16 protein-coding genes are annotated in these 18,236 nt (G+C 72.3%); 7 read left to right on the top strand and 9 right to left on the bottom strand.

The window, feature by feature from the left end:
* From R2740_RS17760 to R2740_RS17750, 3 genes are all read left to right on the top strand, one after another.
* A partial coding sequence (locus R2740_RS17760) for a (Fe-S)-binding protein (protein WP_371304028.1) occupies window positions 1-684 on the top strand: 684 nt, incomplete at its 5' end.
* Window positions 684-2,192, top strand: coding sequence for a lactate utilization protein B (locus tag R2740_RS17755; protein ID WP_371304027.1), 1,509 nt, complete (start codon window positions 684-686; stop codon window positions 2,190-2,192). The genes R2740_RS17760 and R2740_RS17755, both read left to right, overlap by 1 nt.
* Entirely contained in the window at window positions 2,189-2,785 is a 597-nt protein-coding gene (locus R2740_RS17750) for a lactate utilization protein C (protein ID WP_371304026.1), read from the top strand. Before R2740_RS17755 ends, R2740_RS17750 begins: the two co-directional genes overlap by 4 nt.
* A gap of 377 nt (window positions 2,786-3,162) precedes the next feature.
* On the opposite strand, the gene R2740_RS17745 is transcribed toward R2740_RS17750, so the two are convergent.
* The 6 genes from R2740_RS17745 to R2740_RS17720 all read right to left on the bottom strand — a co-directional run bounded on the left by R2740_RS17745 (window position 3,163) and on the right by R2740_RS17720 (window position 12,185).
* The gene (locus R2740_RS17745) at window positions 3,163-4,236 is read right to left on the bottom strand and encodes an alpha/beta hydrolase family protein (protein WP_371304025.1); all 1,074 of its coding nucleotides are present in this window, start codon (window positions 4,234-4,236) and stop codon (window positions 3,163-3,165) included.
* Between the two features lie 50 nt (window positions 4,237-4,286).
* Window positions 4,287-4,637: a hypothetical protein gene (locus R2740_RS17740; RefSeq protein ID WP_371304024.1), complete on the bottom strand. Its 351-nt coding sequence runs from the start codon at window positions 4,635-4,637 to the stop codon at window positions 4,287-4,289.
* A 13-nt stretch (window positions 4,638-4,650) separates the two neighbouring features.
* Window positions 4,651-7,656 (bottom strand): S8 family peptidase, encoded by a 3,006-nt coding sequence (locus tag R2740_RS17735; protein ID WP_371304023.1) that lies wholly within the window; start codon window positions 7,654-7,656, stop codon window positions 4,651-4,653.
* Window positions 7,657-7,854: 198 nt separating this feature from the next.
* Entirely contained in the window at window positions 7,855-9,264 is a 1,410-nt protein-coding gene (locus R2740_RS17730; RefSeq protein WP_371304022.1) for a hypothetical protein, read from the bottom strand.
* 118 nt (window positions 9,265-9,382) lie between these two features.
* On the bottom strand, window positions 9,383-10,258 hold the full coding sequence (locus R2740_RS17725; protein WP_371304021.1) for a DUF6576 domain-containing protein: 876 nt from the start codon (window positions 10,256-10,258) through the stop codon (window positions 9,383-9,385).
* Between the two features lie 217 nt (window positions 10,259-10,475).
* On the bottom strand, window positions 10,476-12,185 hold the full coding sequence (locus R2740_RS17720; RefSeq protein WP_371304020.1) for an NAD-dependent malic enzyme: 1,710 nt from the start codon (window positions 12,183-12,185) through the stop codon (window positions 10,476-10,478).
* 110 nt (window positions 12,186-12,295) lie between these two features.
* Between R2740_RS17720 and R2740_RS17715 the strand changes: the two genes are divergently transcribed.
* Both R2740_RS17715 and R2740_RS17710 read left to right on the top strand, forming a co-directional pair.
* Entirely contained in the window at window positions 12,296-13,528 is a 1,233-nt protein-coding gene (locus R2740_RS17715) for an endonuclease/exonuclease/phosphatase family protein (RefSeq protein WP_371304019.1), read from the top strand.
* A 363-nt stretch (window positions 13,529-13,891) separates the two neighbouring features.
* Window positions 13,892-14,335: a hypothetical protein gene (locus R2740_RS17710; RefSeq protein ID WP_371304018.1), complete on the top strand. Its 444-nt coding sequence runs from the start codon at window positions 13,892-13,894 to the stop codon at window positions 14,333-14,335.
* Between the two features lie 66 nt (window positions 14,336-14,401).
* Here R2740_RS17710 and R2740_RS17705 read toward each other — a convergent pair whose 3' ends face one another.
* From R2740_RS17705 to R2740_RS17695, 3 genes are all read right to left on the bottom strand, one after another.
* Window positions 14,402-14,755, bottom strand: coding sequence for a hypothetical protein (locus tag R2740_RS17705; RefSeq protein ID WP_371304017.1), 354 nt, complete (start codon window positions 14,753-14,755; stop codon window positions 14,402-14,404).
* Between the two features lie 128 nt (window positions 14,756-14,883).
* Window positions 14,884-16,941, bottom strand: coding sequence for a CapA family protein (locus R2740_RS17700; protein ID WP_371304016.1), 2,058 nt, complete (start codon window positions 16,939-16,941; stop codon window positions 14,884-14,886).
* Between the two features lie 69 nt (window positions 16,942-17,010).
* A complete protein-coding gene (locus R2740_RS17695) occupies window positions 17,011-17,664 on the bottom strand; it encodes a DNA-binding response regulator (RefSeq protein ID WP_371304015.1) in 654 nt (217 codons plus the stop codon).
* A 130-nt stretch (window positions 17,665-17,794) separates the two neighbouring features.
* Here R2740_RS17695 and R2740_RS17690 point away from each other — a divergent pair, with 130 nt between their 5' ends.
* Both R2740_RS17690 and R2740_RS17685 read left to right on the top strand, forming a co-directional pair.
* The gene (locus R2740_RS17690) at window positions 17,795-17,938 is read left to right on the top strand and encodes a hypothetical protein (protein ID WP_371304014.1); all 144 of its coding nucleotides are present in this window, start codon (window positions 17,795-17,797) and stop codon (window positions 17,936-17,938) included.
* Between the two features lie 11 nt (window positions 17,939-17,949).
* Complete coding sequence (locus tag R2740_RS17685; protein ID WP_371304013.1) at window positions 17,950-18,159, top strand: DUF6458 family protein; 210 nt, start codon at window positions 17,950-17,952, stop codon at window positions 18,157-18,159.
* Window positions 18,160-18,236 lie beyond the last annotated feature (77 nt).

Genomic DNA, 18,236 nt, shown 5'->3' with positions numbered 1-18,236 from the left:
GGCAAGGCGACGGTGCGGCTGCTGCGCCGGCTGGGTGTCGACGTGGACTTCCCCGACGCCCAGACCTGCTGCGGGCAGCCGATGGTCAACACCGGGTACGTCGACGAGGCGGTGCCGCTGGTGCGCACCTACGTCGACGCCTTCGCCGGCTATGACCACGTGGTCGTGCCGTCCGGCTCGTGCGCCGGGTCGGTGCGCCACCAGCACGCCCTGGTGGCGCGGCGTTCCGGTGACCCGGGGCTCGTCAGCGCCGTGGCGGAGGCCGCGCCGCGGGCGCTGGAGCTGAGCGAGTTCCTCGTCGACGTGCTGGGCGTCGAGGACGTGGGGGCGTCGTACCCGCATCGGGTGACCTACCACCCGACCTGCCACTCGCTGCGGATGCTCGGGGTCGGCGACCGGCCGTTGCGGCTGCTGCGCGCCGTGCGCGGCATCGACCTGGTCGAGCTGCCGCACGCCGAGGAGTGCTGTGGCTTCGGTGGCACCTTCGCGGTGAAGAACGCCGACGTGTCGGTGGCCATGGGCGGCGACAAGGTCCGCCACGTCCGGGAGACGGGAGCCGAGGTGCTGGTCGCCGGGGACTCGTCGTGCCTGATGCACCTGTCGGGACTGCTGTCGCGACAGCGGGCGGGTGTCCGGGTCGCCCACCTGGCCGAGGTGCTGGCCGCGCAGGAGGGGGTCTCCTGATGGGCGCGACCTTCGTCGGGATGCCGGCGTTCCCGGAGGCCGCGCGCACGGCGTTGGCCGACACCCAGCTGCGTCGCAACCTGGCGCACGCCACGGCGACGATCCGCGCCAAGCGCGCCGCCGTGGTCGGCGAGGTCGAGGAGTGGGAGCAGCTGCGGGTCGCGGGCGCGGCGATCAAGGACCGGGCCCTGCTGGGGCTGGACCGGCACCTGGAGCGGCTCGAGGAGTCGTTGGTGGCCCGGGGCGCGACCGTGCACTGGGCGCGGGACGCCGCTGAGGCGGGGGCGATCGTGGCGTCGGTGGCCCGGGGGCACGGTGTCGACGAGGTGGTCAAGGTCAAGTCGATGGCCACCCAGGAGGTCGGCCTCAACGAGGCGCTCCAGGCCGAGGGGATCGCCGCCTGGGAGACCGACCTGGCCGAGCTGATCGTCCAGCTCGGCGACGACCTGCCCTCGCACATCCTGGTGCCGGCGATCCACCGCAACCGCGCGGAGATCCGCGAGATCTTCCGCCGCTCGATGGCCGCCGCCGGCAGGCCCGCGCCGGACGACCTCACCGACGAGCCCGCCGTGCTCGCCGCGGCCGCTCGGGAGCACCTGCGCGAGAAGTTCCTGCGGGCCAAGGTCGGCGTCTCCGGTGCGAACTTCGCCGTCGCGGAGACCGGCACGCTGGTGGTGGTCGAGTCGGAGGGCAACGGGCGGATGTGCCTCACCCTGCCCGAGGTGCTGGTCTCCGTGGTCGGCATCGAGAAGGTGATCCCGAGCTGGGCCGACCTCGACGTCTTCCTCCAGCTGCTGCCGCGATCCTCCACCGGCGAGCGGATGAACCCCTACACCTCCACCTGGTCGGGGGTCACCCCCGGCGACGGCCCGCAGGAGGTGCACGTGGTGCTGCTCGACAACGGCCGCACCCGGGCGCTGGCCGACGAGGTGGGGCGGCAGGCGCTGCGCTGCATCCGCTGCTCGGCGTGCCTCAACGTGTGCCCGGTCTACGAGCGGGTGGGCGGGCACGCCTACGGCTCTGTCTATCCCGGGCCGATAGGGGCGATCCTCAACCCGCTGCTGCGCGGCGTGGGGGAGTCCGAGCTGGTCGACTCGCTGCCCTATGCCTCGTCGCTGTGCGGCGCCTGCTTCGAGGTGTGCCCGGTGCGGATCGACATCCCCTCGGTGCTGGTCGACCTGCGGTCGCAGGTGGTCGACGCCCACCGGGGGAGCGGGCCGAGACCCGGGTCGCACTGGGCCGAGGCGGTCGCGATGAGGGCGGCCGGCTGGACCTTCGGGCGGGCCGGCCGGCTCGCGCTGGCGGAGCGGGCCGGCGGCCTGGTCGGCTGGGCGGCGGCGCGGCTTGGCCGGCGTACGCTGCCGGGCGGGCGGGCCGCCATCGGGCGTGTGCCCGGCCCCGGAGCGGCCTGGACGGGCGCCCGCGACCTGCCGGCGCCGCCCGCCGAGTCCTTCCGCGCCTGGTGGCGGCGGACCGGCGGCCGCGACGATGAGGTGGCAGGGTCGTGAGCGCCCGCGAGGAGATCCTGGCGGCGGTGCGGGCCGCGCTCGGCTCCGCGCCGGCGCCGCCGGAGGTCTCGCGCGCCTATCGGGACGTGCCGGGCGACGGCCCGGTGCTCGACCGGTTCGCCGAGCGGGTGGCGGAGTACCGCGCCACCGTGATCCGCTGCAGCGCGGCCACCGTCGGCGCTGCGCTGGTCGACGCGCTCGACGGGCTCGACCGGGTGGTGGTCCCCGACGGGCTCCCGTGGGAGGTGCCCGGCAGCGTGGCCGACTCGGGTCTCACCGCCGCCGAGCTCGACCGGGTGGACGCCGTCGTGACCGCTGCGGCGGTCGGCATCGCGCGCACCGGCACGATCGTGCTCGACCACGGCCCGGGACAGGGCCGGCGGGCGCTCTCGTTGGTGCCCGACCGGCATGTCTGCGTGGTGCGCGCCAGCCAGGTGGTCGCGGGTGTGCCCGAGGCCGTCGGCCGGCTCGACCCGGCCCGGCCGCAGACCTGGATCAGCGGTCCCTCGGCCACGAGCGACATCGAGCTCGACCGCGTCGAGGGCGTGCACGGCCCTCGGCAGCTGACCGTCGTCCTGGTCGAGGACGCCTGAGCGAGGGGTTCCGTCGCCCCGACGGCGTCACCCCGGCGGGCTCCCCGGACGCCGGACGTCATGCGCTCCGGTCGCCGGGGCGGGCGGTTCGGATGACGTCCCGGCAACGTCATACGTCGGGGTCGTCGGGGCGGGCGGTTCGGATGACGTCCCGGGTGGCGTTGCGCCGCTGGCGTTGAGCCCCGTGTGGGGATGTCTACTGGTGCGTACGGCGTGTCTGGTGCTCCGTACGCACCAGTAGACGCCGGCTCGCGCGCGGTTCGGATGACGCCCCGGCAACGTCATCCGCCGGGGTCGCCGGGGCGGGCGGTTCGGATGACGCGCCACCGCACCGACCCGGGGGGAGGCCGGGACAAGCACGGACGCCAGCCCGACCCTCAGAGCTCGCGGTCGAAGAAGCCGATGGTGCGGTCCATCGCCGCTGCGAACCGGGGACCGAAGGCGTGCTCCTCGTCGGGGTACCACGCCAGCCGGGCCCGGACGTCGGCCGCGCGCAGGGCGCGATGGGTCGCGCGGGCCCACCGCGGCGGGCAGGTGTCGTCGCTGCCGCCCTGGACGAGCAGGATCGGCTCGGTGATCCGGTCGACATAGGTGCGCGCGCTGATCTCCCGCCAGAAGCGCCGGCTCCCGGGCTGCCCGGGCAGCCCATAGCGCCGCTCGACGTACGCCGTCAGGTCGTCGCGCGCGGGATCACCCCGGACCCACCGGTTGAAGTTGTCGGGCTCCCACGAGCTCACCGGTGCCCACACTGCCGCGGCGTCGACCAGCCCGGGCGCCATCTCCAGCGCCTTGTAGACGACCCCGCCGCCCATCGACCGACCCATCAACCCGACCCGGTCGTCGTCGACCGGCACCGCCCGCGTCGACCGCAGCGCCTGCACGGCGTTGATCACGTCGACGGAGTAGTCGAGCCGCAGCCGCCGCGCGGTGGCGGGGTCGCTGTCGGAGCCGGCGTGGCCGCGGTAGTCGACGTGGAAGGCGACGTAGCCCCGACTGGCGAGCACGCCACGCTCGCGGGTCATGCCCTGCCCGGTGACATAGATCGCCGGGTCGATGTAGCCGTGCGCGAGCACCACGGCGGGGAACGGGCCCCGACCCGTCGGCACGTTGAGCACCCCGGTGATGCGCAGCCGCCCGCTGCGATAGCTCGCGGCGTACGACGTGTAGGCGGCCGTGCGTTCGCGCACCTCGCCCAGCCGCAGGTCGCCACCGGAGAAGCGGCGGTCGAAGTACGCCGGCAGCGAGACGGGGAAGGGCGCGGGGTCGGGAGTGGCGCTCTCGTCCGGAGGGGTCGCGACGCCGCCCGAGGCGCTGGCCCCGGCGGTCGGCGTGGTGGCCTCCGGGCTGGCGGGACCGCTCGACGGGCTCGACGGCGCAGGCACCGGCTCGTCATCGGCGCTCGCGCAGCCACCCAGGAACAGGGCGGCGATGACCAGCAGCGAGCGGCGCACGGGGACCTCCGAGGTCGATGATGCCCGATCGCTGGTGGCGCGCCGCCGGCTCACTCCTCGAGTGCTGCGGCGATGAGCTCGAACACCGGGCCGACCTGGGCGGTCGTCATCACCTCGGTTCGTCGGATGCCGGTCACGGTGAGCCGCCGGCCCGACCACGCCGGATCGATCGACCCCAGCAGCTGGAGCCGCTCACCGGAGTCCGCGTCGAGCACCCACACCCCACCTTCGAGGTCGAGGTGGTGGAGCAGCCCAGCGAGGGACTCCGCGGGAGGAGACGAGGAGGCCGCCGCCGACCGGTCGCGCAGCTCTCGCAGCGCGTCCCGGGCAGCGGCGGCCTGCTCGGAAATGCGGTCAGGGAGGTCCCCGGCGTTGCCGGGGCCTCCCTGACCGTGGTTCACCGAGGCGTGGTGCCTACGGAGTGTCGACCCGGACGATCGTCGGGTCGGGCATCGCGTCGGAGCCGGCGTAGGTCACCGACCCGAGGTACTTCGTCGCGGCGGCCAGGCCACTGAAGGTCAGGGTGATGTCACCCGAGCCCCCGGTGGTGGCCGTCGCCGGCGCGGACACCGTCATGTTGCCCTCGTCGGCGCTCCCGAGCGCCCACGAGAACAGCGTGTAGTCGGTGTCCGGACCCTCGGTCGCGAACCCGTGCACATAGACCGAGTAGGTGCCGGCGGCCGGGTTGACCAGGTCGACCTCCTCGTTCGACGTGCCGCTGCCGCTGCCGCCGACGAGATTGCCGCTCGAGTCGTAGACGTAGAGGTCCAGATCGTCGTCGCCGCTGGTGTAGTCGTCGAACAGCGAGATCCGGGCGTACGTCGTGCCGGCCGGGATGTCCACCAGCTTCAGGTCGGTGCCGGGACCGTCCTTGACGAAGTTGTCACCCGGGTCGTCGGCGACCGTGCCGTCCTGCGTCGTGGCCGGGATCAGCCCGGCCGGCGTCGCGGAGAACGGCCCGGTGTAGCCGAAGCCGACCGAGTAGGTCACGGGGTCACCGGAACCGGAGACCTCGGCCGGAGCGGCGAGCGCCACCGGCTTCACGACCATCGGGATGCGCACCTTCTGGCGGTGCTTGCCCCGCCAGGTGAGGTAGCCGCCGGTGTACTCGTTGAGCGCGGCGTCGGTGCGCGTGTAGGTGATCGTGAACGACTTCGTCTCGCCCTTGTGGATGAACATCGACCGCGGGGACACCTTCACGTCCACCCCGTCCATGCCCTGCACGCTCGCCGTGAACTTGCCGGCGTAGGGACCGACGTTGGTGATCCGTCGGGTCACCGTCTGGCTGCCCGCCAACCCACCGATCGAGACCGACGGCGTGTTCATGTCGCTCGGGTCGAGCGAGTAGCCGGCGCCCTCGAGGCTGGCGCAGGTGCTCGCGCCGACCCCGGTGGTGGTGCCACACAGGAACGCCAACCAGTCGTAGAAGTCGCTGTCGTAGACCAGGTGGGTGTTGTTGGCCTTCCGCGGGTCGACGTGACCGGCGCCCGCGCTGAAGATCACCGACGGGTCGTCGGCCGGACCGTCGAGCACGTCGTAGGCCGACGTCATCAGCGTCGACTTGATCGCCATCGGCGACCAGGCCGGGTGCTTGAAGCGCAGCAGCGCCGCCAGACCCGCGACGTGCGGGGCCGACATCGAGGTGCCGCTGTAGACGTCGAACTCGCGACCGTGGTTGCCCGGAGGCGCGACCGCGGCCAGGATGTCCTGCCCGGGGGCGATCAGGTCGGGCTTGAGCAGGTCACCGTCGCCCGCGAGCAGCGGGCCACGCGACGAGAACGACGCGGTGTAGGGCGCCGGGTCGTCGAAGGTGAGCGTGCTCTTGGCGATCGTCGCCGTGGCGCCCGCCGTGGCGGCGTACGCCTCGACCGGAGCCAGTGCGTCGTTCTGCAGGTGGATCGACGGCACGAAGTGCAGGTCGGCGTTGACCGAGCTCGGCGAGGTGTTGATGAGGATCATCCCCACGCCACCGGCCTGCTTGACCGCCAGGCTCTTGGCCGTTCGGGCGATCACGCCGCGCTCACACACGACGATCTTGCCGGTCACCTTGGCCGGGTCGAGCTCGTTGTCGGCGTCGGGGTAGCACAGCCGGGCCGCGTCCGTGGCGCCGTTCAGGCCGACGTCCTTGGAGTTGACCAGGTCGGCGCTGACCTCCTCGGCCGCCAGCGAGGCGCCCTGGAAGGTCTGCCCGTCGCCCAGCGTCACCGAGCCGGAGCCGTTGCGCGGGTGGGTGCCCGCGGCGACGGTGGTGATCCACGGCGAGGGGTGCGCCACCGTGGAGGCGGTCGGACCGCTGTTGCCGGCCGAGGCCGAGACGAACACGCCCGCGTCGGCGGCGAAGAGGAACGCCACCTCGGCCGGGTCGAGGAAGTTCGTCTGGGTGCCGCTGATGGAGTAGTTGATGACGTCGACACCGTCGGCGACCGCGTCGTCGATGGCGGCCACCAGGTCGGACGTGGTGCCGCCCGCGGTGGAGGCGTCCTCGGTCGACCAGAGGGCCTTGTAGACGGCGATCCGGGCGCGCGGAGCCATGCCGCTCACGCTGGAGCCCAGCGCGACGGCCTCTCCGGTGGTCGGCGTGCGGTAGTTGCCGCCCGCGGTGCTGCCGGTGTGGGTGCCGTGGCCGTTGTAGTCGCGTGCGGAGTTGAACTCCCACGGACGGTCGGCGTCGATGCCGGCGTCGCCGCCGTAGCCCGCATTGTAGTAGCGCGCGGCGACGATCTTGTTGTTGCAGTCGGCGGCGGTCCAGTCCTCACCGGTCTGGCACTGGTCGGCGCCGAAGCCGGCCAGCGGCTGGTAGGCGAGCCGCCCGGTCTTGGCCGGGATGCCCTTCTTGTTGACCCGCGCGGAGAAGGACAGCGACTCGGGCGTGGCGCCGGAGTCGATGATGCCGATCACGACGTTGTTGCCGGCGCGCTTGGGGCCGCCGAGCTTGTTCCACAGTCCACCGGGGCCCGAGAGGTGCAGGAAGTCAGGGGTCGTCGAGGTGTCGACGGTGTAGGTGCGCTGCTTGGTGACGGCGAGCACGCCCTTCTGCTTGGCCAGCGCGGCCGCCTGCTCGGCGGTCAGCTTCGCGGAGAAGCCGTTGAAGGCGTACTGGTAGGTGTAGAGGGTGCGCGGGTTGCCGACCGCCTTCAGGGCGGCGGACTGCTTGTCCTCGAGGTGGCCGACGTAGTCGCGCACCCGGGGCAGGCCTGGGTTCAGGCTGCGACCCGGTGCGGGCTTGGTGGCCTTGAGGCCGGCCTTGCCGCCGGTGTAGCCGGCTGCAGGGGGCTCCAGCATCTGTACGACGTAGATGCCGTCGGAGTACTCCGGCGTGGTCGTGGAACTCTCAGTCCCCGCGGCGCTCGCGCTGTTCAACGCTCCGCCCGCGAGGACGAGCGGCAGGGCGCTGAGCGCAGCCACCGTCCTTCGCAACATGTAGGTGCTCCTCGGTTGATGTCGTCTCACGAGGTGAGGTGGCCACGGAGAGGCCACCCGCCGGACCCTAACCGCCCGGCTCCACGGGGGGAACCCCCGGCCCGAGACTTCCTGCGGTCAGGGAGCCGATGGACAGTAAAATCCGCTCACCCGCGCCCGATCGGCGACGTGGGTCGTCCGAGCGCAGCCGCCGGTGCGTCAGGCGTCGGTGGCCCCGCCGCTCGGCGAGGACGGCGGCACCGTCTCGGAGGCTGCGCCGGTCTCGGGTGCGGTGGCCACGCCCGGCTGGTCCGGCGGCGGCATCGAGAAGTGCTGGTGCATGAAGGGCTGCCCGGCCCAGTAGCCGTGCAGGTAGACCCAGGAGGCTCCGGCGGCGCGCCAGTGGTCGGTCCACGCCCCGCGATAGTGGAGCAGCCGGGGGCGCGGCTGCTGGCCGGCCGCGAGCTCGGTGCGGCAGGTGGCGCAGACCGGCACCGGCGCCGTCAGGTCCGACGACGGGTAGACCATGGTGGCGACGCTGAGCCCGTGCCGGGGGTCGACGAAGCACGGCGGTGTCCGGGTCGGCTCGGGGCGCCCGTCGCGGAGCGCCGTGGCGGCGGCGTACTCGTAGCGAGCGTCGGCGAGCGTCCGGGCCACCGACTGGGCGTCCGCCGAGGTGCGGATGCCCGCGGCCCGGCCGGCCGCCTGGTCGAGCAGGCGGCGCAGCGCCTCGACCCTGGCGTCGACGGCCTCGCGGTCGCCGGTGACCGCCGGCCCGAGGCTCTTGGCCCGCTGCCGGAGCTCCTCGACCTCCTCGGTGAGGGCGCCGCGCAGGGCCTCGGCGGTCGGGTCGTCCAACCCGTGCGGGGTGCTGCCGGTCGAGCGGAACCGGGTGTAGACGCCGGCGGCGCCGATGCCGATGATCAGCGCGATGATCCCGCCGTAGGCCAGAGCCCCTGGGCCACCGGTACCGCTCGACGCGGTCGTGGTGCTGGCTCCGATCTCGACCGGTCCGCCGCCGGAGCGTCCCTTCTTCCCCGAGGCGAGCGGGTGGTCGGCCTCCTTGAGGAACCGACGGAGCAGGGCGGCGGCGTCGGTGGAGCAGCAGTCGATCGCGGCCGAGGTCGCCCGCCCGATGTCGTACGACGGCCCGCCACGGACCACCTGCAGGGCATAGAAGGACGCGCCGTCGTCGCGGCTCGGCGCCGTCACCAGCACGGCGTAGGTGCCCTTGCGGTCGATCCGGTCGGCGATCTTGCGCACCAGCTGGGCCGGGCGATAGGCCAGGTCGGCCGAGGTGTGCCCACCCTTGTCGACCGTGAGCCGGTCCACCGGCAGCACCATCACCCGGACCGGCCCCGAGACCTTGACCGCCTGCCGGGTGAGCGCGGTGACGTCGTCGCTCGCGATGAGGTCGTCCTCGAGCACGGCGGGGTCGACGTAGACCCCCGGCTTGGTGGCTCGGTCGGCGACCTGGTCGAGATAGTGGTCGACGTCGCCGCGGGTGCCGGCGGCCGCGGCCGGCTGGCCGCCGGCCAGCACGAGCAGCGCGGCGAGCCCGCACGCCAGCAGCGCCGCCACGGAACGGGCGATGGACGGAAGCATCGCGGGAGGGCGCAGCACCGACATCGGGCCCGCCTTTCCACGAGGCCGCCGGGGGTGGCGGCCGGTCCGTCGCTGACAGGGGTCATCCTGCCGCAACGACGGCTCCCCGGGTGGTGATTCGGCGGGGTGCGGTGGTGTCGGGCTACTCCCCGCGGATCCGCCGGCGCAGCACCTCGAGCTGCTTGCGCTCGCCCGAGGTCAGGGAGTCCATGCCGGACTCGCTGATCTTGTCGAGCAGCGCGTCGAGCTGGGCCCGGTCGTTGTCGACGCGAGGGACCGACGAGCCGGCCCAGGGACCGGCCACGACCCCGCCGCTCCCGGAGCTCGGCGTGCGCCGCTGTCGCTTCGGCCGCCCGCCGGGACTGCCGAGGCGGGGGATCGCGGCGTACTCCTGCAGCAGGCCGTAGTGGCGGGCGACCAGGGCGCCGATGCCGATGCTGAGCAGCAGGTGGAGCAGCACCAGCCAGGAGCGGTAGGCGGTGAGCTGGAGCACCTGGATGGCGACGATGACCACGCCGAAGACCCATGCCGGGATGTTGAACAGGAAGCGGGCGTGGGGACGCTCGGCGATCCAGATCAGCAGCACCAGAAGCTCGAGCGTGCCGAGCCCGCCCACCACCGGGTCGAACCAGCCGAACGGGATGCTGAGCACCACCGCGAGCACGCCGACGAACAGCGTCGTCCAGAGCAGCAGCCGCGCCATCGTGGCCCGGCCGAGCTCCTCCTCGAGCATCCCGCCGAAGTACCAGAAGAAGAAGATCGTGATGACCGGCCAGATGCCGAGCCGGATGTCGTTGGCGAGCGGCCAGGTGACCAGCCGCCACACCTGGCCCGACTGGAGGTACTCCGGGAAGAGGGTGAGATAGAAGATCAGCGTGGGCGAGAACGCGCCGAGGACGAGCACGAACCCCGACAGCAGCACCACGAACCAGGTCGTGGTGACCTCGAGCGTGCCGATGCGGAACCACGGGTCGTGCTGACCGCCCGCGGAGCCGGGGAACCGGAATCCTCTCGCCACGCGGGCATGCTATCCGGCTCGCCCCAGGCGTGCGCGCGGCGCGGGTGGGTACCGACCAGGCCGGGCGGCAGCCCCTGAATGGCAGTCCGGCCCGAGGAGGACCGATGCCCAGACTGCGCACGGTGTCGCCCCGCGACCCGGGCTGGAGTCGTCGTCGTGCCGATCGCGGAGCGAGCCGTGCTCGAGCTGTTGTCCTGAGCCTCGCGACGCGCGGGACTCAGATCGCCTCGATCGGCGGGTACTCCGGCTGCCACATCCGCGCGAACACCTGTTGCACCGGGTCGGTCAGGGGCGCCTCGGCGACCCCCTCCGCCTCGGCGGCTCGAGCCACGGCGACGGCGACGGTCGCCGAGACCATCCGCAGCTCGCCCAGCGACGGCAGCAGCGAGGCGCCGGGGCGGTAGGCGTTGACCAGGCCCGCCAGCGCGTCGGCCGCCGCCCCGACCATCCCGTCGGTCACCCGTGAGGCGCGGCAGGCCGCGACGCCCAGCCCCAGGCCGGGGAAGATCAGCGCGTTGTTGGCCTGCGCGATCTGGTAGCGCACGCCGCCGTGGTCGACCGAGCCGAACGGGCTGCCGGTCGCCACCAGGGCTCGCCCGTCGGTCCAGGCCAGGACGTCGGCGGGCGTCGCCTCGGCCCGGCTGGTCGGGTTGGACAGCGGCATGATGATCGGCCGCGGGCAGTGCGCCGCCATCTCCTGCACGATCGACTGACTGAACGCGCCGCCGCGGGTGGAGGTGCCGATCAGGATGGTGGGCCGGACCTCGCGGACGACCTCGTCGAGGGTGATGTGCCGCGGGTCGGCGATCGTCCAGCCCGCGAGCTCCTCGCGCCGCCGGGCGTAGGGCTTCTGGAAGGCCATCAGCTCGGGCTGGTCGTCGACGTAGAGGCCGTTGATGCCGATCGCGTGGAAGCGGTCGAGCGCCTCGGCCTCGGTCAGCCCCGACCGGACCAGCCGCTCGCGCACCAGCTGGGCGATGCCGATGCCGGCGTTGCCCGCGCCGAAGATCACGATCCGGTGGTCGGCGAGGTCCTGGCCGGTGACGTCGACTCCGGCCATGATCGCGGCCAGGACGACGGCGGCCGTGCCCTGGATGTCGTCGTTGAAGGTGCACACGTCGGCGTAGCGGTCGAGCAGGTGGTGGGCGGTGGCCGGGCCGAGGTCCTCCCAGTGGATCATCGCGTGCGGGAACAGCCGTCGGGCGGTGGTCACGAAGTGGTCGATGAACTCGTCGTAGCGCTGCCCGCGGACGCGGGCGTGCCGCTCGCCGAGGTACATCTCGTTGTTGAGCAGACCGAGGTTGTCGGTCCCCACGTCGAGCACCACCGGGATGCCACGGCGCGGATGGATGCCGGCGGCCGCGGTGTAGAGCGAGAGCTTGCCGATCGCGATCTGGATGCCGCCCACACCCTGGTCGCCGATGCCCAGGATGCCCTCGGAGTCGGTGACCACCAGCAGGTCGATGTCGTCGGCGCCGAGGCCGTAGTCGAGCAGCGAGCGCTCGACGTCCTCGGGCCGGTCGATGGAGAGGAACACCCCGCGGGGTCGGTTGAACTCGTGGCTGAACCGCTCGATCGCCTCACCGATGGTGGGCGTGTAGACGATCGGCAGCATCTCCTCGAGGTGGTCGGCCAGCAGCCGGTAGAACAGCACCTCGTTGCGGTCGCGGACCGCCGACAGGTGGAGGTACTTGCCCAACGGCGTGGACGTGCGGCGGAACTGCTCGTAGAGCCGGCGGGTCTGGTTCTCCATCGTGGTCACGCCCGTGGGGAGCAGCCCGACGAGATCGAGCTCGCGCCGCTGCGCGTCGGTGAAAGCCGTGCCCCGGTTGGTCATCGGGTTCGAGAGCACCGCCCGGCCGCGGGTGCGGACGCGGAGCGGTCCCCCTCGGGCGGCAGTGTCGAGCTCGTACTCGCGGGTGGCCATGGACCTACCTTGGCCGCCCGTGCGGGTCTCCACAACTTCGACCGGCCATTGCCAGCAGCGCGCCGCGGGGCGAGGATCGCCCCAGAGGATGAGCACGGAGGAGGATCGGCATGGGGACCAGGGCACGGACGCGTGGCGTCAGGTGGCAGGCGGTCGCGGCGGCGGTGGCCGCGCTGGCGACGACGATCGCGACGGTGGGCCTGAGCGGGCCGGCGTACGCCGGGGGGAAGGGGCACGACAAGCGCGGTGAGCCGGTCACCGTCATGACCCGCAACCTCTACCTGGGGGCGGACATCAACCGGCCCGTCAACGCGGCGCTGGCGGCGCAGGCGGCGGGCGGGTCGCCCCAGGACGTGCTGGTCGCCCTCGCCAACGCGACGCACCAGACCCGCGAGATCGTCGACCGGACGAACTTCCCGGTGCGCGCCGGGCTGATCGCCCAGGAGATCGCCAGGACCCGACCCGACCTGGTCGGCCTCCAGGAGGTCGCCCTGTGGCGCAGTGGGCCCCTGGAGCTGACCCAGGTGGGCGTGCCCAACGCGACCACGGTCGACTACGACTACCTCCAGCTGCTGCTCGACGCGTTGGCCGCGCGGGGTCAGCACTACGTCGCGGTCAGTGTGGGCGACCGAGCCGACGTCGAGGCGCCGAGCTTCACCGGGAGCCCGTTCGACGGCACCATGGGCGGGACGGTCCGCGACGTGCGGATGACCATGCGCGACGTGATCCTGATGCGCGCCGGCCGGGGCATGCGGGTGCTCGACAGCGGCGGCGCGGTCTACAGCAACAACCTGCAGGTCAGCGTGGCCGGCGTCCCGACCAGCTTCGACCGGGGCTACCAGTGGGTCGACGTGCGCAAGGGTCACCAGCGCTTCCGCTTCGTGAACACCCACCTGGAGGCGTTCAGCTCCGACCTGGCGCTGGCGCAGGTGAGCGAGCTGCTGGCGGCGACCCCGACGGACCGCGACGTGATCTTCGTCTGCGACTGCAACTCCGACCCGCTCAACGACTCGACCAAGCCCTTCGACCACGTGCCGCACAAGGCGCCCTACGACCTGGTCACCGGCGCGGGCGGCTTCACCGACGAGTGGCTGCGCTGGGCACCTGCGGAGGAGGGCTGGACCTCCGGCCTGTCGGAGACCGTCGACGACGCGACCGGCGACGGCTTCGACCACCGCATCGACATGGTCTTCGGGCGCTCGGCCCGCGGGGCGGGGTACGCCGTCGACAAGGGCCGCGTCACTGGCACCTCGGTCACCGACCGTGACCCGGCCACCGGGCTGTGGCCCTCGGACCACGGCGGGGTGGTGCTCCGGCTGCGGCTGGGAGCCGGGCACCGCTGAGAGTCGACGTCGACACGGTTCGCGCGGGCGCGTTCTTCCGCGGCCTCGCCAGTCGGGTACCGCGTGTGCCGAGGCCGGACACCCCTCACCCATGCCCTGATCTGCAGCCGAGATCCGGACAACCGAGGGACATACACCATCGTCGTATGTGCAGGTGATGTCTAGTGGGAAGGTCGAGAGTCGATGCGTATCGCCGCGAGCCTCGCTGCCTTGTTCTTGCTCACTGCCTGCTCACCATCCGGCCCTGGCGTGCCAGGGCGCACCCATGAGCCCGCGGTCACGCCGCAGGCTCCGGCCCCTTCGCCTGCGGCGACCCATGGATCGGCCTGTCGGGGCGACGATGTCGAGCGTGGCCAAGGCGTCGTGCTGGTCTACTTCGCCTGCAAGCCGGACCTGAACACCGGGAAGGATCCGCGGAGTGCAGTCGGACTCGCCCGCCACGTCGATCCCGGGGCGGATACTAGGCAGCGGCTGCAACGGGCCGTCGTCGAATACCTCGAGGGTCCTAGTCGATCGGAGCGACGCAACTTCGTGTCCGTCGGGCAGCCCGGCATGCTGAACAGCGTCAGGCTCGACGGGGAGCGGGCGATCATCGACCTCGATCTCACGAGGGCAGGTCTCCAGAGCACCACCAGCGCCCAGTCCGACGTGCTGTGGGCGCATCTCACTGCACTTGCCTTCCAGTTCCCGGAGGTCACGTACATGGAGCCACGGTTCAACGGCAGTTGTCGTGACTTCGGGATGGCGGTCCAGGCGGGCGAGTGCCTTGTTGCTACCCGCGACGGCGGCTACGTCCCCGGCAAGTAGCCATGCTCGACGCCGGCGTCGACCTCGGCAGCAGCGTTGCGCACGCTACGCGGCAGACGAGTGCGGTCAGTCGCAGAGTGCGAGCGCGTCGTCAAGCAGCGGGGCTGGGTCCATGGGCTGGCCAGTCGCCGGGTCGTCTGCCCAAATCCGGAGCAGCCCCCGGGGCAGGTCCGTCGATGTCTCACGCAGCCCAAAGGACCGACCCTTCACGGTGACTGTCGGAACCTCACCCGGCTCACAGGCCAAGACCGCGCGGTCAACGGTCAGCGGCCAGGTCGATCCGTAGCCATCGCGGGTGACCTCGCGGGTGGCCAAGCCGTTGTCCGAAGAGCATCCCGGCAGCACGAGTGCCAACCCGAGGAACGCGGGGATCCTCACCGCTCCGAGCACCAGCCTCCGAATGCGCGCCAGGTTGGACATGTCAACACCATAGGTCTCCGATCCCGACTCATCCGCTCATCGGCTGCGCAGGACAGGTGCCCTGGTCGGCTGGGTGGGCCACCCGAGGAGTCCGCGGCGACGCGCCGGGAACGCTCGTCCGGCTCGCCTCAGCGGGAGTCGGTGACCGGGGAGACGGTGGCGTCGCGGCGGAAGTCGACGGCGTCATAGAGGCGTCCACCGGCGCCGGGGGCGGCCCAGCGGATGAGGCGCACGTCGTCGACCATCAGCTCGCCGGCTCGGGTGACGCCGCCCGGGTCGCCCAGGCGGAGGTAGGGCTGGGCGGCGGTGACCCCGTCGGGTACGACGACGTCGAGGCGCACCTGGTGGCAGCCGTCGCCGGCCTTCGAGGGACCCAGGGGCAGCACGGCGATGTCGCTGCTCGGCCCGGACATCTCGGCGTACCACCGGATCTCGGCCTGCGCGCCCTGCGAGGCGGTGGACACGCTCACGACCAGGCTGAGGTGGTCGCCGGGCGTCACCGGGACCCGGTGGGCGGGATAGGCGACCACGTCGAAGTCGCGCGCGGGCTGGCGGACGGCGTGCAGTCCACGGCTGCCGGTGCAGGCCGCGTCGTTGCCCACCCGGGTGTACTTGCCGAGCGACCAGAGCAGGGGGGTGGTCCCGTCGGAGGCGGTGTCCATCCGCTCGTAGGTGCCGGTGCCGTAGAGCAGGTCCTCGCCGAGGACCACGTCGTCCTGGCCGGGTGGCAGCCAGCTGCCGTCGGGGAGCGGCAGGATCTCGCCGGCCGTGCCCTCCATCGGAGGCGTGCCCGCGGTGGGCAGCCGGGTGGTGGAGGCGCCGCCGGCGCTCAGCAGTAGCGGACCGGGGAGCAGTCCCGCGGCCACCCGGGCCGAGGACGAGGCGAGCGGGCCGGTCGTGGGCACGGGGGAGTAGTCGGCGACGGCGAACGGGTCGATCTGGCTGCGCACCGGGGTGCCGTCGCGCAGGTCGACGCGGAGCAGGTAGGAGCGCAGTGTCGACCAGAGGTTCTGGTCGAAGACGAGGTTGCCCATCGTCTCGGCGACCAGGGCGCCGCGGTCCTCGACGACACCGCCGACCACGTGCGGGTGCCCGTTGACGACCAGGGTGGCGCCCGCCCCGGCGGCGAGGTCGGTCATCGCGCGCACCGTCGGGTCCTGGGTCTGCTGGTACTCCACGCCGCCGTGCATCATCACGACGACCACGTCGGCATTGCGCTGCGCGGTCGCGATCGCCCGGCGCATCGGCACCGGCGCGCACTCGGCGGCGCCACCCTGGCCGGGGCCGGCGACGTAGTGGATGTCGTAGTCGGAGCCGGTCACCGTCGTGCAGCCGATGAAGGCGATGCGTTGGCCGCGCGCCTCGACGTACGCCGGCGCCCAGGCCTCGGCCGGGGTCCGGCCGGCGCCGAAGTGGACGAGGCCGGCGGCGTCGACGCTGCGCAGCGTGGAGTCGAGACCCTCGCCCAGGGCGTCGTAGACGTGGTTGTTGCCGAGGTCGACGACGTCCACACCGGAGCGCTTCAGCGCGATCGCGGCCGCAGGCGCGGTCGCGAAGACCAGGTCCTTCTGCTGCTGGAACCGCTTCGGGCGGGTGCCGCTGAAGTAGGGGTCCTTGACCAGCGAGGTCTCGAGGTTGACCACGGTCACGTCGGCGTCAGCCAGCAGCGGTGCGATGTGCTGCAGCACCGCCTCGTGCTTCTCGATGCCGGCCGGGTCGGTCAACCAGGTCTCGCCGTCGGGCAGTGGCTCGTAGAATCGGCGGCCCAGCATCACGTCGCCACCGAAGCGCAGCGACACGCTGCCCGGCGTACGCCGGACCAGGTCGACCGCCGGCTGCTGACCGGGAGCGATCGCCAGCACCCGCGAGGAGTAGCCCGGCGCACCGGCCCGCACCAGCACGGGTGCGTCCAGCTGCAGGGTGACCCGACCGCCGGCGTCCGCGCGGCGGGGGTCCGCTCCGTCACGGACCTCGGTGAGCCAGGCGTCCGGGAGCGGCTGACCGGTCTCGGTGTCGACCACGGTGGCGATCGTGGTGAGGGCAGGGTCGACCACCGCGGTCTGGCTGGGCGTGGGCTCCGGGCTCGGCGCCGCCTGCGACCAGACGAACCAGAGGAAGAAGCCGCACACCGTCAGCGCGACGACCACGGGGACGTAGAGGCGAGGACCGCCCTGCTCTCCGGGCACCCGTCGAGGATAGGAGCGAAGCGACTGGTCTAGAGGGGTTTTGGTGAGATCCGCACGACCGCCGTGACGTCAGTCGGCACCGGGGATCTGCGGAGAGACGGTGCGGGTGCGGTCGGGCTGGAAGCCGTGGTCGATGCCCCACAGCACCGCACGCGAGCGGCTCGTCACGTCGATCTTGCGGTAGCAGGAGCGGATGTAGGACTTCACCGAGTTGATGGACAGACCGGTGCGGTCGAGGATCTCCTTGTTGGAGAGCCCCTGCGTGATCAGCGACAGCACCTCCGACTCCCGCGGCGTCAGACCCTCCTCGCGCCCCGGCCAGTCGCCACCGATCGGCGCCTTGCTGCTGTCCTCGGCGGACGCGACCACCTCGCCACCGTGGACGGCCTCGAGCGCGCTGACCAGCTCGCCGGCGGTGAGCCGCTTGGAGAGATAGCCGGCAGCGCCGATCCTGAGGCTCGCCTGCTCCGTGCGCGGGTCGAGGTTCCAGGTGTAGACGACGACCTTGCCGACCCGGGGGTTGCGGACCAGCCGGGTCACCGCCTCCTGGTCGCCCTGTGGCTGCGCGAAGGTGTCGTAGAGGGCGATGTCGACGCTCGACAGGACCGAGGAGTCGGCGTCGAGCTCGACCACCTCGATCCGGTCGGTGTAGGACCGGAGCATGGCCGCGACCCCGTGGACGACCACTTCGTAGTCGTTCACCACCGCCATCCGGATCGTCACCTACGGATCGTACTGCGAACGAGGGTGCATGCCTTCACCCCTTGGGGGGTACCGGATCTGCGGCGACGTCGCTTGACTCGCTGTGCCTCTCCGGCGCCGGACGGGCACCAAAACTGAAGGAAGTGTCTCCATGATCGTCCTAGGTCTGATCCTCCTGATCGTCGGCCTTGTCGCCAGCATCCCGATCCTGACCACCATCGGCCTGATCCTGCTGGTGGTGGGCCTGATCCTGAACTTCGTGCCGATCGGCGGCAGCCGTCGGCGCGTGTTCTAGGGGGGCGCGAGATGGGAGTAGGACTGGGAATCATCCTGCTGCTCGCAGGGCTGGTGCTCGCCTTCGATGTCGTCAACGTCGGAAGCACGTGGGTGGACGAGGGTCCGCTCGGGTGGATCCTGATCGCGGTCGGCGTGTTGGCGATCGTGCTCGCGCTGGTGATGAACCAGCAGCGTCAGCGCGTCACGCACGTCGAGGAGCGCCGCGACCTGTCCGCCTGACCAGCTCCGGGGGGAGCACCCGTCGGCCCCGCACTCGCCTCGGGTGGGTGCGGGGCCGGCGTACGCCCGGCGTGGGG

The sequence above is a fragment of the Nocardioides sp. genome (assembly GCF_041393715.1).
Lineage (GTDB): Bacteria > Actinomycetota > Actinomycetes > Propionibacteriales > Nocardioidaceae > Nocardioides.
The sequence above is the reverse complement of the archived record's forward strand: the minus strand, read 5'-3'. Positions and strand labels throughout refer to the sequence as shown.